Source organism: Arsenicicoccus sp. UBA6765 (genome assembly GCF_002453335.1).
GTDB lineage: Bacteria > Actinomycetota > Actinomycetes > Actinomycetales > Dermatophilaceae > Arsenicicoccus > Arsenicicoccus bolidensis.
In genome coordinates this window covers 149,798-165,779 of the sequence record NZ_DKGR01000020.1, presented here as the reverse complement: position 1 = coordinate 165,779, position 15,982 = coordinate 149,798, and the positions used below count along the sequence as shown (strand labels likewise).

13 protein-coding genes, 1 pseudogene and 1 riboswitch are annotated in these 15,982 nt (G+C 73.4%); of the genes and pseudogenes, 9 read left to right on the top strand and 5 right to left on the bottom strand.

Annotated elements, in window-relative coordinates; all coding sequences use genetic code 11:
• The 6 genes and pseudogenes from B4K29_RS06415 to B4K29_RS06385 all read left to right on the top strand — a co-directional run.
• A pseudogene (locus B4K29_RS06415) lies at positions 1–646 on the top strand (hypothetical protein); the annotation flags it as partial.
• The gene (locus B4K29_RS06410; RefSeq protein ID WP_286961121.1) at positions 643–1,983 is read left to right on the top strand and encodes an FtsX-like permease family protein; all 1,341 of its coding nucleotides are present in this window, start codon (positions 643–645) and stop codon (positions 1,981–1,983) included. The pseudogene B4K29_RS06415 and the gene B4K29_RS06410, both read left to right, overlap by 4 nt.
• Positions 1,983–2,462: a hypothetical protein gene (locus B4K29_RS06405; RefSeq protein ID WP_286966715.1), complete on the top strand. Its 480-nt coding sequence runs from the start codon at positions 1,983–1,985 to the stop codon at positions 2,460–2,462. Before B4K29_RS06410 ends, B4K29_RS06405 begins: the two co-directional genes overlap by 1 nt.
• 18 nt (positions 2,463–2,480) lie before the next feature.
• A complete protein-coding gene (locus tag B4K29_RS06400) occupies positions 2,481–2,867 on the top strand; it encodes an FtsX-like permease family protein (protein WP_286966714.1) in 387 nt (128 codons plus the stop codon).
• A gap of 411 nt (positions 2,868–3,278) precedes the next feature.
• Complete coding sequence (locus B4K29_RS06390; protein ID WP_286966713.1) at positions 3,279–3,887, top strand: PadR family transcriptional regulator; 609 nt, start codon at positions 3,279–3,281, stop codon at positions 3,885–3,887.
• A 90-nt stretch (positions 3,888–3,977) separates the two neighbouring features.
• Positions 3,978–5,183: a hypothetical protein gene (locus B4K29_RS06385; RefSeq protein WP_275442052.1), complete on the top strand. Its 1,206-nt coding sequence runs from the start codon at positions 3,978–3,980 to the stop codon at positions 5,181–5,183.
• 283 nt (positions 5,184–5,466) lie between these two features.
• On the opposite strand, the gene B4K29_RS06380 is transcribed toward B4K29_RS06385, so the two are convergent.
• Together B4K29_RS06380 and lhgO are read right to left on the bottom strand one after the other, a co-directional pair.
• Entirely contained in the window at positions 5,467–5,907 is a 441-nt protein-coding gene (locus B4K29_RS06380; protein WP_029212138.1) for a hypothetical protein, read from the bottom strand.
• Positions 5,908–6,023: 116 nt separating this feature from the next.
• Positions 6,024–6,248: riboswitch (cobalamin riboswitch) on the bottom strand.
• A gap of 375 nt (positions 6,249–6,623) precedes the next feature.
• Positions 6,624–7,838, bottom strand: a complete 1,215-nt coding sequence (gene lhgO, locus B4K29_RS06375; RefSeq protein ID WP_029212139.1) for an L-2-hydroxyglutarate oxidase — start codon at positions 7,836–7,838, stop codon at positions 6,624–6,626.
• Positions 7,839–7,979: 141 nt separating this feature from the next.
• Between lhgO and B4K29_RS06370 the strand changes: the two genes are divergently transcribed.
• Complete coding sequence (locus B4K29_RS06370; protein WP_286966709.1) at positions 7,980–9,716, top strand: metallophosphoesterase family protein; 1,737 nt, start codon at positions 7,980–7,982, stop codon at positions 9,714–9,716.
• Positions 9,717–9,929: 213 nt separating this feature from the next.
• On the opposite strand, the gene B4K29_RS06365 is transcribed toward B4K29_RS06370, so the two are convergent.
• From B4K29_RS06365 to B4K29_RS06355, 3 genes are all read right to left on the bottom strand, one after another.
• Positions 9,930–10,817 carry a hypothetical protein gene (locus B4K29_RS06365; RefSeq protein ID WP_286966707.1) on the bottom strand — a complete coding sequence of 296 codons (888 nt, stop codon included), beginning with the start codon at positions 10,815–10,817 and terminating at the stop codon, positions 9,930–9,932.
• Positions 10,780–11,793: a type IV toxin-antitoxin system AbiEi family antitoxin gene (locus B4K29_RS06360; protein WP_286966705.1), complete on the bottom strand. Its 1,014-nt coding sequence runs from the start codon at positions 11,791–11,793 to the stop codon at positions 10,780–10,782. The genes B4K29_RS06365 and B4K29_RS06360 overlap by 38 nt, the downstream gene beginning before the upstream one ends.
• 353 nt (positions 11,794–12,146) lie before the next feature.
• Positions 12,147–14,078, bottom strand: coding sequence for an amylosucrase (locus B4K29_RS06355; RefSeq protein WP_286966703.1), 1,932 nt, complete (start codon positions 14,076–14,078; stop codon positions 12,147–12,149).
• 101 nt (positions 14,079–14,179) lie between these two features.
• On the opposite strand from B4K29_RS06355, the gene B4K29_RS06350 reads away from it, so the two are divergent.
• Both B4K29_RS06350 and B4K29_RS06345 read left to right on the top strand, forming a co-directional pair.
• Positions 14,180–15,748 carry a CYTH and CHAD domain-containing protein gene (locus tag B4K29_RS06350; RefSeq protein WP_286966702.1) on the top strand — a complete coding sequence of 523 codons (1,569 nt, stop codon included), beginning with the start codon at positions 14,180–14,182 and terminating at the stop codon, positions 15,746–15,748.
• Positions 15,749–15,753: 5 nt separating this feature from the next.
• Positions 15,754–15,982: TSUP family transporter (locus B4K29_RS06345; protein ID WP_286966700.1), on the top strand; the 229-nt coding region annotated here is incomplete at its 3' end.

Sequence of the window (15,982 nt, the reverse complement as noted above, 5' to 3'; positions counted from 1 at the left end):
CGCCCGCCCGCCGCACCCCCCCGGCGCGACCCGCCGCAGCCGCCTCGGCGAGTGGTGGGCCGGTTGGCGCGTCGCGCTGCGCCTGGCCCGCCGGGACACCCGCGCGCACGGCGGTCGCAGCGCCCTCGTGCTCGTGATGATCGCCCTGCCGGTCGCCCTGATGGTCGCGGCGCTGACGGGCTACGCCACCAAGGACGTCCACGGCGCCGAGGCCATCCCCGCGCAGATGGGCTCCGCAGCGGGCGCGGTGGTCGCGGTCCAGGACGGGCAGTTCCCACCGAGCCCGCTCGGCGAGCAGTTCGTGACCTGCACCGGCAACGGACCCTGCACCCCGCCGAAGCCCCTGCCGCTGCCGGGCGTCTCCGGTCCCGTCACCACGGCGCCCGTCGCGCAGGTCCACGCCGGCATCGCCAAGCTCCTCGGCGCGCGCCTCCTGCCGATGGGCGACGAGCAGCTCCGCGTCACCCTGGACGGGCGCCGGGTGCTCCTCGGGACCGTGCTCGTCGACGCCCGCGACCCTCTCGTCCGCGGCAAGGCCGACCTGGTCTCCGGACGCTGGCCGCAGAACCGCGACGAGGTCGTCGTCACGCAGACGGCCGTGGCCCGCGGGCTGCCACCAGCGGGACCCTCGAGGGCCGGGTCGTGACCTATGACGACCGCGGCGACGAGACCGTCACCCCCGCCCGACTCGCCGTCGTCGGCGTGGCCGACGCACCGGGCGCACCCAACCTGGGCCTGCCGGACCTCGTGCGCCTGCCCGGCCCCCTGGCGGCCGGCCGGCCGATCGCCCTGATCGACCGCTCCACCCCGATCACGTGGGACGACGTCGCCCTGCTCGGCCGCCACGGCATCGGCGTGGTCAGCCGCTCCGTGCTGCAGGGCGGGGCGGCCGGCAACGTCGAGAACCACTCGGGCGGGCAGCAGGACACCCTGCTCGCCATCGCCCTGCTCGCGGCGGGGCTGCTGATCGAGTCGACGCTGCTCGCCGGTCCCGCGTTCGCCGTGATCGCCCAGCGGCAGCGGCGCACCCTGGCCCTCGCCGCCGCCAACGGCGCCACCCGCGCCCAGCTGCGCCGCACCGTCCTCGCCCAGGCCCTCGTCCTCGGCGTCGTGTCCACGCTCGTCGCGACCGTGGTCGGGATCGGGCTCGGCTGGGCCGGGCTGCGCGCCTACCTGAGCTGGAACCCCCTGACGATCGTCGGCCCCTTCGACGTCCCGTGGTGGCAGCTCGCCATCGTCGTGGGGTGCGCGATCCTCGCCGCGGTGGTCGCCGCGCTGCTCCCGGCGCGAGGCCTGGGACGCATCGACGTGGTCTCGGCCCTGCGCGGCGAGGTGGCGCCCAAGCGGGCCCGCCACTGGGTGCCGGTCGTCGGTCTCGCGCTCGCGGCGCTGGGCGGGGCCGGCGTCTTCGTCACGATCGCCCTCAGCCGCACGACCCTCCTCCAGCAGCCCGGGGTCGTGGCCGGCGCCGTGGTCGCCTCGGCCGTCGTGCTGGTGGTCGGCGCCCTCCTGACGGTGCCCGCGATCCTGGTGCTCGTCGGTCGCCTGGGCGGAGCCTTCCCGGTCCCGGTCCGTATGGCGACGCGCGACGCCTCCCGGCAGCGGGGACGCGCCACCCCCACCGTCTCCGCCATCATGGCGGGCACGATCCTGCTCGGTCCACGACCATCGCGTTCGCGTCCATCACCGAGCGCCAGCGGATCGACTACGTGCCCTCCGCCCCGGCCGGCTGGCTCTACGGGCAGGTCTTCGGCGACGAGGTCGACCCCGGCGTCGCTGCCGCGCAGACGATCCCCGGCAGCCGGGCCTACACGATCAGATCGGTCGCGCCGCCCGAGCGGCCGCGTGACTCCCCGGGCTCTCCGAGCGGGCCGAACGCCCCGACCCGCGCGATCGCCGCGGCGACCCCCGGCTGCACGCTCGCCGAGATCTCCTCCGACCAGGCCCAGCCGCCACGGTGCCCGTCGCTCGGCCTGGGCCTGATGTACGCCTCGGCCAACCTGCGGTCCTTCGACGAGGTCGGGCTGCGCGACCTGCTGCGGCCGACGCCCGAGCAACGACGCGTCCTCGACCAGGGTGGGCTGCTCACGTCTCAGCCCGAGATCGCGCGGGCCGGGCGTCTCACGTGGCTGTCGACGGACCTCACGACCAAGCCCGACGGCACCCAGAGCCCCGGGCCCGTGACCACGCTGGGGACGATCCCGGTGGCGCTGCTGACCCCCGAGCAGGCAAGGCTCGCCGACGCCGGCAACAACGCCGACACGGCCGTCCTCGGCCCGTCCGGGATCGCCCGCATCGGCGCGACGACCCATCCGCAGCACGTCCTGGTGCGGCCCGCCGACGGGACGACCATCACCGACGCCCAGCGGGACGCCTTCGCCAAGGCGGTGGCCGACCCCTCCATGACCGAGGCGATCTCTGGCGAGGTCGTCCACGTGGAGCGGGGATTCGTCGATACCTAGGCCCGGCTGCGCTGGCTCATGGTCGGCACCGTCGCGCTGCTCATCCTCGTGGCCACCCTCACCGCGACCGCCCTGTCGATGGGTGAGGCGCAGCGCGACCTCGCGACGCTGGCCGCCATCGGGTCGACGGGGCGCCTGCGGCGAGCCATCGCCGCCGCGCAGTCCGGCGCCCTGGCCGTGGTCGGGACCCTCGTCGGCCTCGCCGTGGGAGCCGTCCCCGGCATCGCCTTCGCCCGGGCCGCCACCGGCGGGTACGACGACGGCGGCGCCCTCGTCAAGGCCCCCACCGTCGTCGTCCCGTGGGACGTCCTCGCGGTGGCCGCGGTCGGCATACCGATCCTGGCCGCCCTGCTCGCCGCGCTCGCCGTGCGCGGCAACCCGACCCTGACCCGCCGCACCACCTGACGCCCCGACCCAGGAGAGACTGGAGACCTCATGTCGATCCGCCAAGGGCTGCTCGCCCTCCTCGCCGACCAGCCCATGTATGGCGCGCAGCTGCGCTCCGAGTTCGAGGCCCGCACCGGCGGGGGCCGGCCCCCCCCCCTGGGCCCGGGCTATCAGACCCCCCCCCCCCCCCACCCCCACCGCCACANNCCCCCCCCCGCGGCGGGGGGGCGGGGGGGGGGGGGGGGGGGGGGGGGGGGGCCGCCCGGCGGGGGCCGGGGGGGGGCCCGGCCCCCCCCCCCCAACCCCCCCGCGGCGGGGGGCTGCCCCCCCCTCCCCCCCCCCCTCCCCGCCGCCCCCCCCCCCCCCAGCACCCCCCCCCGCCCCCGCCGCACCACCTGACGCCCCGACCCAGGAGAGACTGGAGACCTCATGTCGATCCGCCAAGGGCTGCTCGCCCTCCTCGCCGACCAGCCCATGTATGGCGCGCAGCTGCGCTCCGAGTTCGAGGCCCGCACCGGCGGGACCTGGCCGCTCAACGTGGGCCAGGTCTATCAGACCCTCGCCCGCCTCGACCGCGACGGCCTGGTCGTCGAGCTCGGTGACGACGACGAGGGGCGCACGACCTACGGCCTCACCGACGCCGGCCGCACCGAGGTCGACCGGTGGTGGACGCAGCCCGTCGACCGGGAGTCCACGCCGCGCAACGAGCTGGCCATCAAGCTCGCGCTGGCCGTCACCGTGCCCGGCGTCGACGTCACCCGCATCGTGCAGGCCCAGCGCACGGCGACCATGCGCCAGCTGCGCGACCTCACCCGCATCAAGTCGTCGACCACGGGCGATCCCGACCGCACCCAGCTGGCCTGGCTGCTCGTTGTCGAGAACCTCATCTTCGGCGCCGAGTCGGAGGTCCGCTGGCTCGACCACGTGGAGGCGCGGGTGGCCCGGGCGGCGCGGGGGACGTACGGACCCTCGACGTCACCTGGGCGCTCGTCGCACCGGGATCCGCCCGCGAATGCGCACGAATCAGCCCGAAGATAGTCATTTCGGGCGGTGGCGCGACCCCTGAATGGCGTATTGGGAAGCGCAGGCAACGACGTCTGCACGACCCACGTCTCGCCAGGGGGAGCCATGTCCCGCACCATCCGTCTGATCGCCGCCTCCGCGCTGGCGGCCGCCACCGTCGCCGCCCCGGCAGTCGCCCACGCCCGACCCACCGGGCCGACGGCCCCGGCGGCCAAGACACCTGCCGCCTCCGGATTCACCCCGGTCCGCACCACGTCCTACGCCGCCACCACCCTGGCGGCCACGGCCAAGGACGGCGTGGTCGTCGTCGGCATCCGCCGCAGCACCCCCGGCGCCGCCGGCGCAGTCGTGGTGGAGGAGCAGCGCAACGGGCGCTGGACCACGCAGACCCTCCCGGGCGTCACCGCGACGGACGCCCAGGTCGTGAACGCGACCGACAAGCAGCAGTGGATCCTCACCACCGGGGCGACGCCGACCTTGTGGCGCAGCCAGGGCAACCACTACGTCAAGGTCGCCCAGCCCGCGATGCCCGCGGGCCTCGGGCAGTGGAACCCGCGCAGCCTGGCCGCCGAGGGCGGCACCGTGGCCCTGTGGGGCAGCACGCGGAGCGCAGACGGTGGGGCTTCCGCCACGGCCGCACGCCTCGTCGGCGGGTGCTGGACGGTCCTGCCCTACACCTCCCCCCAGCGCGAGCTCACCGGGCCCGCACCCGTCCCCCTGGTCGCGGTCGCCCAGGGCCGGATCGTGGGCAACCTGGGCCGCGCCGGCCTGGCCCGCGCCACCGAGGCCTTCGACGTGACCGTCACGCCCTCACGGTTCCTCGGCACGACCAGCCTCGCCGGGCCGACGGGCGAGGGCTGGTGGATCAACGACTGGGTGGTCCGGTCCGCCCGTGACATCACGACCTGGGGGACGCAGCGCTTCTTCACCGACGCGACCTACACGCGGCAGGCGATCACGGGCAGCTGCCGGCACCTGGTGGACGCGGTCCGCACCACCTGCGCCGCACCAGCCTGGGGCGTGACGGCCGCCACCGCCCTGCCCGACGGACGCCAGGTCATCGGTGGCGAGGACACGACCTCGTGGGTGAGCGGGACCGGCTCGGGCCCGGTCGTCCAGGGCGGCTTCGCGGTCGTGAGCGGACAGTCCACCCCCGTGCCGGTGGCCGGCAACCCCGGTGACGCCGTCGTGGACCTTGCGGCCCGCTCGACAGTCACGTGGGCCATCACCCGCACGGGCGCGACCACGACGATCCAGCGGGCCGTGCTGCCGGCGGCGAGCAAGGCCAAGGTCGTGGCGCCCCGCCGCTGACCGCACCCCTCCCCCGCTCCCAGTCCCCAAGATCGTGAGGGTCTGGTCCACCTTTCTTGGACCAGACCCTCACGATCCTGGTGGCGCCGAGGTGGGATGTCGAGCAGCGCGAGCGGCCTAAGGGATTGTCCGCTCATCCGACCGAAAGTGACCGGGCGGGGCAGCGAACGCCGGCCTGCGCGGCTCTTGATCGTTCACCGTGCCCCGCCGGGTCACTTTGTGCCGCGTGTGGGCGCATCCAGCCGCCCTCGTGCGGTCGACCGCCGTCAGCAGGTCCGTGCAGCTAGACCGTGACCGTCTCGCTGGCGAGATGGGCGAGCGCCGGGCAGCCGGGCGCGACGACGACCTCGGCCCACGGCATCTGGCTGGCGTCCACGAACGCCTCTCCCAGCAGGTCCAGCAGCTCGGGGTGGCGCGTCCGCACCGACGACGCCATGGTCAGGTGGCGCAGCTCGACGCGGCCCGGCGTCACGACGCCGGCGACGAAGCCGACGAGCAGACCATCCATGCTCAGCGTGACGAGCCGGAATCCTTCCTCGACCGCGCAGCTCTCGATCCAGCGCGAGGCGCCGCCGGCGGCGCCGTGGGCATCTGCGCCGAAGGGCACGCGGGCGCCCACCAGCTCAAGCTGCTGCAGGACGTCGGTGATGTGGAGGGCCTCGTGGTCTGGATAGAGCGTGAGGCGCAGGCCAGGTCGGGTGGTTGGCAGGGGCTGGGCGTTCATGGATCGACCTCCCGGTAAAGGATCCCGAGGGTCACCGGGGACGCCACCACCGACGGGTCCAGGCCTGCCAGGCGGGGTGACCCCGCCTTCCCTCGAGGCGATGGACACGGGCGCACCGCTGCTGCGGTGCACTGGCAGGTCTTCGGACTCGTGGGCGTGGAGCCTTGCGGCTCAGCGCGACTCGCGTCGCGCGCTCCTTCACCGTCGCTTCCCAGGTGGTCGGACCCAGTGCGTATGACGATGTCGTTCCCACTCACCGCTGCGGGGCAGTCCCGGACTCTCACCGGGTTCCCTCTTGCCCCTCCCACCGAGGCGGGAGGACCAGCACCCCCAACCTAGCCGATCCCCGCCCGCTGCCCGGCGGGGAGGGGATGCGTGACAGCGAGGACGACGCGGGATGTCGCGAAAGCTGCCGCCGGGCGAGGGCGATGCGTGACAGCGCGGAGAGGTGGAGGGCCGGGCCGTCCCTGCTGCCCAGGAGCGAGGACGACGCGGGATGTCGCGAAAGCTGCCGCCGGGCGAGGGCGATGCGTGACAGCGCGGAGAGGTGGAGGGCCGGACCGTCCCTGCTGCCCAGGAGCGAGGACGACGCGGGATGTCGCAGAGGCTGCCGCCGGACCGGGCCGTGGGGGGCCTGGCGGGAGGCCGAGCTTGCGAGGCCGGATGGTAGGCCCGGCCCGGCGGCAGCGTAGCGACCACAGGTGACGCCATACGGCTCAGATCGCGACCCGCTCCGCCTCCGCGAGCTTGTCGGCGATGACCTCCGCGATCGCGAGCGACGCGGTAGCCGCGGGCGAGGGCGCGTTGAGCACGTGGAGCACGCGCGGGTGCTCGTGCAGGAAGTCGAAGTCCTCGACGAGCGTCCCGTCCGGGCGCATGGCCTGGGCGCGGACGCCGGCGCCGGCGCGGACGACGTCCTCGACCTGCACCTCAGGCATCATCTTCTGCGTCGCCTTGACGAAGGCCTCCTTGGAGAAGGACCGCTGGACCTCGCCGATGGAGTACTTCCAGTACTTCTGCGCGAGGCGCCAGATCCCCGGGAAGGCCGCGAGCTGGGCCATGTCCTTGGGGTTGATCTGGGTCCAGGAGTAGCCCTCTCGAGCCAGCGCGATGACGGCGTTGGGCCCGAGGTGGACGTGCCCGTCGATGCCCTTGGTGGCGTGCACCCCGAGGAACGGGAAGCGCGGGTCCGGGACGGGATAGATGAGCGCGTTGCACAGGTAGGACTTCTCGGGCGTGAGCTCGTAGTACTCGCCGCGGAACCCGACGATGCGGGTCTCGGGGCGGGCGCCCATGGCGCGGGCGACGAGGTCGGCGTTGAGGCCGCCGCAGGTGACGACCTGCTTGGCGACGATCGTGCCCTGGGTCGTCTCCACGGTGACGTCGTTGAGGCCCGGACGTCCCGACACGAGCGCGGTGCCGGTGCGGATCTCGCCGCCGGCGGCGCGGATGTCGTCCGCATAGCTCTGGCAGACGGCCTTGTAGTCGACGACGCCGGTGACCTTGACCTGCAGCGCGGCGACGCCCTCGGCGTGCGGCTCGACCTCGCGGAACTCCTCGCGGGTCATCCACTGGGTCGGCACGTCGTTGGCCTCGCAGCGCCGCTGGATCTCCTTCATCTTGTCGACCTCGTCGGCGTTGGTCGCCACGACGAGCTTGCCGTCGATCCGGTGCGGGATCCCCTTGTCCTGCAGGTACTCCACCAGGCGCACGCGCCCGTCGAAGCACAGCCGGGCCTTGTAGGACCCCGGCTTGTAGTAGACGCCGGCGTGGATCACGCCGGAGTTGTTGCCGGTCTGGTGCCGCGCGATGTCGGCTTCCTTGTCGATGACCACCACGTGGGCACCGGGCTTGCGCAGCTGCAGGGCACGGGCCGTCGCCAGCCCCACGATGCCCCCACCGACGACGAGGACGTCAGCCTCGGTCTTCATGAATTCCCCTTTCGACCCCTCTAGTCTGGCCCCGTGACCCCTGCCACGTCAGACGAGTCCCGGGAGTCGTCCGGTGGTGTCCGCTTTGCCCGCCCGAGTCGGCGCTCCTGGCCACGCTGGGTGACGGGAGCCTGGCGGAGCGTGGTCGTCCTGCTGGGTCTTGCGACGCTCACCCTCGCGTCCGGCCTGGTCGGGATCGCGGTCACCAGCGTCTGGCCCACCCAGGTCAGCACCCAGTCGTATGCCGCCACGGTCCGCCTCTCCGCGGAGCCCGACCAGCTGTCGACGCTGCACGCGCCAACGCTCTTCGGCGACCTCGACCTGCGCTTCGACGGGGTGCTGCCGGCGCCCGGCGTCAACGCGGTGGCCCGCGTCCAGGACCGCATCACCTCCGTCCTCGCCACCCGCGACCTGTCGGTGTCGGCGCTCAAGCCGACGCCCGCCGAGATCGACGACGCCGTCGCCACGACCATCACCCAGGTGGGTGGCAAGTTCGCCGGCGGCGTGCTCCTCACCTGCGTGCTCGTGGCGTTCGCCACGCGCCACTGGCGCTCGCGCGACGAGCCGTTGCGCCCGTGGCGGCGGGCGGTCGCCATACCGGCCCTGTCCCTCCTGCTCGCGCTCACCGGCACGGCGGGAGCCGCCTGGTCGACCTTCCGACCCGACCGGCTCGAGTCCGTGGGGGCGGACGGCCTGCTCGGCTACGTGCGCTCCAACACCGCGATCCTCGCCGACGTCGAGGCGCGGTCCGCGCAGGCCCAGCCCTATGTCAAGAACATGCTGGCGCTCTCGGCGGCCCTGCAGGACAAGTTCGTCCCAGCGGAGCTGGCCACCCCCGCCTCGGTCAAGATCCTGCTCGTCTCGGACATCCACGGCGCCAACGCCTATCCCCTGATGAAGCAGATCGTCGAGACCGAGGGCATCACCGCCGTCGTCGACACCGGGGACCTCGTCAACTTCGGGCGCGTGCAGGAGGCCGAGGCGGCGGGGCTGTTCACCGGCATCCGGTCGCTCGGCGTGCCCTATCTCTTCGTGCGGGGCAACCACGACGCGGCCTCCCCCACGGACGACGCCCTGGTCGAGCGGATGACGCAGGTGCCCGGCGTCGTCGTGCTCGAGCCCCGCCGCCACGCCTACACCCTCGCGACCGTCGGCGGGCTGCGGATCGGCGGCTTCAACGACCCGCGATGGTTCGGCGACACCGGTGGCGGACCGGCCACGCAGGTGCCCGCGGCCGAGGCGTTCGGCGAGGCGATGCGTGAGCTGCGCGCCGGGCGCGCCACCACCGCCCAGGAGTCCTCGACGCGCGGGGCGACGGCCTCGCCCAGCGGTGGCACGCCGGCGCCGTTGACCTCGAGCGCCGTGCCGGGGAGCAGCGGGGCGTCCTCGTCGGGCGGGCCATCGGGGGCGGCTGCGGCATCCTCGGCCGCCGCCGCGGACGCCGAGCGCGGCCTGGACGTCCTCGTCACCCACGAGCCTGCTGCGGCCGAGGCGTCGGGTGACGCCGGCATCCGGCTCCACGGCCACATGCACTCGACCGCCTTGCAGGGCAACCGGATCCAGATCGGGACCTTCACCGGCGGAGGGGTCGTGTCGCACTACATCCAGGGCGCCGACGGCGCCGAGCTCGCCGGTCAGCCCTATGCCTTCGACGTGCTCAGCTTCGGCGGCGACTGCCGCCTGCAGACGCTGACGCGCTACAGCTACCGCGACCTGCTCGAGGGGCGGCCCGTCTACGACGACGTGCGCGCGATCAACGGTCGCGCGATCCAGTCACCCCTCCCGTCGACAGGGCGCGTATGCCGGGCCGACGCCCCCGTCACGCTGCAGGACGTCAGGGCGACCACCCCGGACACCTCGGCGAGGCCCACCCCCTAGCCGCCACGCCCGTCCGTCCAGGGCCGGCCGCGTGCGTGGTCCGCGCTCCCAGCGCACACCACGCACGGTGACGAACCCTCAAGCGTGCGTCCCCCGCGCTCCCAGCGCACACCCTGCACGGTGACGAACCCTCAAGCGTGCGTCCCCAGCGCTCCCAGCGCACACCTCGCACGATGTCGAGCTCGAGAGCGTGCAAGGTGTGCGCTCTCGTCGCTATCGGGGATCCTCGAGACGGGGTGGCCACGGCTCCAGGTCCGGGATCGGGTCCGCGCCGACGCCCAGGACGAAGGCCTCCAGCTGCGCCTCGCGGAGCTGCCTGTCGGCGGCCCCGACCCCGGCATACGGCCTGCCGGCAACGTGACCAGCGAGCGCGCTCGTGCACGACGCGAGGATCCGTCGTGTGATGGGTTCTCCGAAGTCGCGGTGAGCTCGTGCCCCGGCCAGCCACGGCCCGATGAGGTCGAGGTCGAAGTCCAGGTCGGCAGGTGCGGCCGAGGCATGGGCATAGCAGTCGTCCTCGGCGAGGGGGCTGCGGGACGTGGCATCGAGGAGCAGGTCGAGATCCCGTGCATCCTTCAGCTCCCCCAGGGTCACGCGCAGACCGTAGGCAAGCAGCTTGAGTGCCATGAGGGCATGCAGCGGGGGAATCGACACGACAAGGTCGGACCTGACCTGCACGGCGATCGCGCAGGACGCCGCCTCGGCCATGCCGGTGGCATCGAGGGACCGTTCGGCGTCGAGGGGGATGTTGGCAGGGTCGAGGACCCCCGGCCCGTAGGGGATGACATCGATAGGGGTAGAGGAGACCCCTGGGACGCCTGCCTCGTCCGGGATGGTGAAACGCATCCTGGAGCTCGTCCCACGTCCCTCCAACCTGGAGACGCGCTGCGCATAGTCGGGCCCCGACGTGGAGATGGCGACGGCCACGTCCAGGTCCGACGTGCTCGGCATACCGCGATCGAGGCCGACCACGTCGCGACAGACGATGTCGCGCGCATGCGCCCCCACCAGCATGAACTCGCCGATGCGGCGGCGGAGCTCGATCAGGATGACCGCGCGGGCATCATCGCGGGGCCAGGGCGTTACGGAGATCTGGGACATCGCGCATCACCTCCGCAGCACACGAGATGACGCGCGGGTCACCGGAACTCATCGCGTCCGCGTAGACAAGCAGCTCCGGAGCCAGCCCCGGGGGGTAGGCATCCGGGTGCCACGACGCTTCGCGGATGAAGAGCGTCGGGGTCTCACCCGCCCGAGGCCGGGCGAGTCGTGCTCCCGTCGGCGCGCCACGCGGGGTGCCAGGTTGGTACACCGTGGCCGAGACCGGACGCAGGCCTGACCCGAGGGCGGCCAGGGCGGCGCCACCCGTCACCCAGGCCGGCACGCCTGCGGCCGTGATCCGGGACTCCCACTCGGTGGGGGGCACGTCGGTGACGTACGCGGATTCCTTCGCCCGTGGCGCCACCGTCCGCGTGTAGCCCTCGATCCACGCTCGCACAGCCCCTGCCCGGTCGAGCCACCTGCGCGACCCACCCCGACCCTCGATGAAGCCCTGGCTCGTGAGGTCGGCCAGGACCCGATGCGCCGTCGCGACCGAGACGTCCGCCATCGCAGCGACGTCGGCGAGACGTGCGTCGAGCAGCTCCGGGTGAGTGAGCAGGCTCAGGAGCACCTGCAACCCCGTGGGGCGGGAGGACCACCCTCGGCTGGCCTCGAGACGAGCGGCGCGTGAGAGGCGGGTGGGGGGTCGACCTTCGACGTGGATGTAGAGGCCATCGACCTCGATCGACGCGTTGCCCGCAGCGTCGATGAACCCGACCGCGCCTGCCGCTCGCAGCCGAGCACCCTGCTGGGGGCTGACGTTGGGCGCGGCGACGACCACCTTGCCGGCGGGCAGCTTCGCCTGCCCGTGGGAGGGCAGAGCGGCCATGATCGCCACGCCGAGGGCGACACGAGTCGAGGGGTGGGTCAGGACCAGGTCGAATCCGGAGCCGGGCTCACCGATCGACCGCACGTCGAACCCGAGGTCGGCGAGGTGTCCACGCACCGCCTCCTCGAGGTCTGGTACCAGGTCCATCACTCTCACCTTTCGCCACTTTTACCAATGGTAAAACGATTGCGTCGTGAAAACGAGTCCCTCCGGAATGCTTTCTCGCGCTCGCAGCGCGGAACGGCACGGATTCGGTGGCCTAGGCGTGCACGGTCCGCGCTCCGAGCGCGGAACTCGCACGCACAACGGGCCGTATCCGCAGGCGGGGCGCGCCAGAGGGGGCGTTGTGCGTGCGAGTTCGGCGTGGCGCCGTGGGGCTGCCCGTCCGCGGAGCCGGCGCGCGCCCATCACGGGCACAATCTGCGGGCGCGACCCAGCAACCGCACGCCCACACCCCCACCACGGGCACAAGCTGCGGGCGCGACGCAGGAAGCGCCGCATCAGGGGGTGGGGGTGACCCAGCGCTGCTGGTAGGGCTCGAGCGTCAGCTCCCACCACAGGTCGTCGCCCGTGATCGCGTCGCGCAGCCCCGACAGCGGACCGAACCGGTCGAAGCCGTGCAACGACACGTGCTGCGGCGACGCCGTGAGGTTGGCGAGCGCCAGCACGTGCCCGCGCGGGCCGGTCCGCAGCAGCGCGAACACCGCGTCGTTGCCGAGCGAGAGCGCCTCGGTGAAGGTCTGGGCGTGCAGCTGGGGCAGCGCCTGACGGGTGCGGACGAGCCGCTGCAGGCCGCCGAACACCTGCCCCTCGACGGTGGTCGGGTCGTGGCGCCGCTCGGCCGCGACCCAGTCCATCGCGGGCCGGTGGATCCACCGGTTGTCCTCGGCCAGAGCAGGGTCCGCGAGGTAGGAGTGGTCGTTGAGCAGGCCGATCTCGTCGCCCATGTAGATCAGCGGGACGCCGCCGAGCACGAGCACCAGCCCCTGCACCAGCAGGATGCGTCGTATGGCGAGCTCGACCGCCGCCTCGTCCCCCTCCGCCTGGGCTCGCTCCAGCCCGCACAGCGACGCGAGCGTGCCGGAGATCCGGCGGTCGCGGGTGACGGGGTTCTCCTGGAAGACCTCGCCGACCGCCCACGAGCCGGGGTGCGCGCCGGAGTAGAAGTCGGACAGGAAGGACCGGTGCCAGAAGCCGTCGAGCCCCACGGCGGCGGCGTTGTCGTCGGTGACGGCCCAGCCGATGTCGTCGTGCAGGCGGGCATAGGTCAGCCAGGCGACGCTGGGCGGGATCTGGGGCATGGCCCGCAGGGTGTGGGTGAGCAGCCGGGCGTCGCCCTCGGCGAGCGCCGACCACAGGGCGACCATGTAGACGTTGTGGTAGGCGAGCTCGCACTCCTTGGCGGTGGCGGCGCCCTGCCCGAGGTAGGGGACGAGGTCCTCGGGCGACACGATCGCCTCGGCGAGCAGGATGACGCCGGGCATGGCCAGGCGCGTGAGGGCGCGGAACGCCTGCAGGATCAGGTGCGCCTCGGGCTGGTTCTGGCAGGTGGTGCCGAGCCGCTTCCACATGAACGCGACGGCGTCGAGGCGGACGACCTCGACGCCCGCGTTGCCGAGGTAGCAGATGACGTCGAGCATCTCCTCGAGCACCCGGGGGTTCGCGTAGTTGAGGTCCCACTGGTAGTCGTTGAAGGTCGTCCAGACCCACTGCCTGATCTCGGGGACCCAGGTGAAGTTGCCGGGCGCGAAGTCGGGGAAGACCTCGGGCAGCGACGCCTCCCACCGGTCGGGCTGCTCGCGGTCGGGGTAGAAGAAGTAGTAGTCGCGGTAGGCCAGGTCCTCGGGCGTCGTGCCCGTCACGGCCCGGCGGGCCCACTCGTGCTCGCGGGCCGTGTGGTTGCAGACGAGGTCGACGACCAGCGAGACGCCGCGACCGCGCAGGGTGGTGGCGAGCGCGCGGAGCTCGTCCATCGAGCCGAGACGGGGGTCGGTCGCGCGGTAGTCGCGGACGGCATACCCCCCGTCGTTGGCACCCTCGCGGGGCTCGAGCACCGGCATCAGGTGCAGGTAGCCGACCCCGAGCTCACCGAGGTAGTCCAGCCGCCCGGGCAGCGTCGCGAAGGACCCGCTGAACCGGTCGGTGTAGCAGACGTAGCCCACGAGCTCGGAGCGCTGGAACCAGTCGGGCTGCGAGAGGCGCCGCTCGTCGAGCACCCGCAGCTCCTGCGAGCGCGTCGCGTAGGCCCGTGCGGTGACGGTCACCAGCCGCTCGAGCACCTGGCCGAGGTCGTGCTCGCCATACAGCTCGGCGACGGGTCGCAGCACGTCCGCCCACAGCGCCTCCAGGCGCACGTCGAAGATCTGCTGCTCCAGCGGGCTCAGGTCGAGCCACTCGGGCAGGTCGTGGTGGGCGCGGGGGATGGCAGGCACGTGAACTCCGGGTGACGGGCGGTCGAGCGGGGGACCAAGGGGCATCGTTCCACGAGGGGGCGGGTGGCGCACCAGGGGTCCGGGTCGGCGATGATGGGCGGGTGAGTGCGACGGAGCATCGTGAGATCGAGCGCAAGTACGACGTCGAGGCGGGGGCGGCGCTGCCCTCGCTCGTGACCCTGCCGGGCGTGGACCGGGTCGAGCAACGGCCACCGGTCGAGCTCGACGCGATCTATCTCGACACCGACGACCTGGCGCTGGCGCGGGCCCGCATCACGCTGCGCCGCCGCACCGGTGGTGGCGACGAGGGCTGGCACCTCAAGCTCCCCGCGCGCAAGGACGTGCGCCGCGAGCTGCACGCCCCGCTCGGCGACCCGCCCACCGGCGAGGACGGTCAGGAGGACCTCACCCGCCTCGAGGTCCCCGCCGACCTGCTCCCCCACGTCCTGGCCCACACCCGGGGACGAGCCCTCACCCCGGTCGTGCGGCTCACCAACCAGAGAGTCACCACCGAGCTGTATGCCGGAGACGAGGCGCGGACCTTCCTCGCCGAGGTGTGCTCCGACACCGTCACCGCCACGCCCCTGCGCGCGGGCGTCGACCCGTCCGCGTGGAGCGAGTGGGAGGTCGAGCTGGTCGACGGGCCCGTGCCGCTGCTGGACGCCGTGGAGCGGGTCCTGCTGGCGGGCGGCGCCCACCCCGCCGCGGGCCCCTCCAAGCTGGCCCGCGCCCTCGGCCCCCTCGCCCCGCCGCCGCCGGCCGTGCACACCGTCCCCAAGAAGCCCACCGCCGGCCAGGTCATGATGGCGGCCCTGCAGACCACCGTCGAGCGGCTCAAGGCCGAGGACGCGGGTGCCCGCACCGGCGCGCCTGACGCCGTCCACCAGATGCGCGTCGCGACCAGGCGGCTGCGCACGCTGCTGTCGACATACGGCCCCCTGCTCGACGACGAGCTGACCACCCACCTGCGCACCGAGCTCAAGGTGCTGGCCGACACCCTCGGTGGCGCCCGCGACGCCGAGGTGCTGCGCGAGCGGCTGCTCGCCCTGGTCGACACCCAGCCGTCCCAGGCGGTGCTCGGCCCGGTCGCCGACCGCATCGACACCGAGCTCGGCAAGGACTACGAGCGCGCCATGACGCGGCTGCGCCGGGGGCTGGAGCACGAGCGCTACTACGCGCTGCGCGACGAGCTCGACGCCCTGGTGGCCGATCCCCGGACCACGCCGCTCGCCGACGACCCGGCCCGCCTGGTCGTGCCCCGGCTGCTCGGTCGCGACTGGCGCCGGATGCGCCGCGCCGTCCGTCAGGCCTCGGCGATCGACGACCCGGCCCGCGCCGAGACCGCGCTGCACGAGGTGCGCAAGGCGGCCAAGCGGCTGCGCTACGCCGCCGAGTCGAGCACCGTCGTGCTCGGGCTGCGCGGCAAGCAGCTCGGGAAGTCCAGCGAGAACCTCGCCGAGGTGCTCGGTGAGCACCAGGACAGCGCCATCACGCAGGAGGCGCTGCGCGACCTCGGCCTGCGGGCCCAGCGGCACGGCGAGAACGCCTTCACCTACGGCCGCCTGCAGGGCATCGAGGAGGCGCTGCAGGGCGAGCTCGCGTCCAAGGACTACCGCAAGGCGGTCGGCAAGGTCGCCAAGCGTCGCCTCAAGGGCTGGAAGCAGGTCTAGCGGCCGTGCTGACCGCGCTCCCGGCAGCCGTGCTGGCCGGGATGCTCATCGGTGTCGTCATGGGTGCCCTCGGGGGTGGCGGCGCCGTGCTGCTGGTGCCCGTGCTGGCCTTCGGCTTCGGCGTCGACGCGGTCCCGGCCACCACGATGTCGCTCGTCGTCGTCGGCATCTCCTCCCTCGTCTCGGCCTGGTCCTCCGGCCGCCGGGGCCTGGTCGATGCCCGTATGGCGGGGG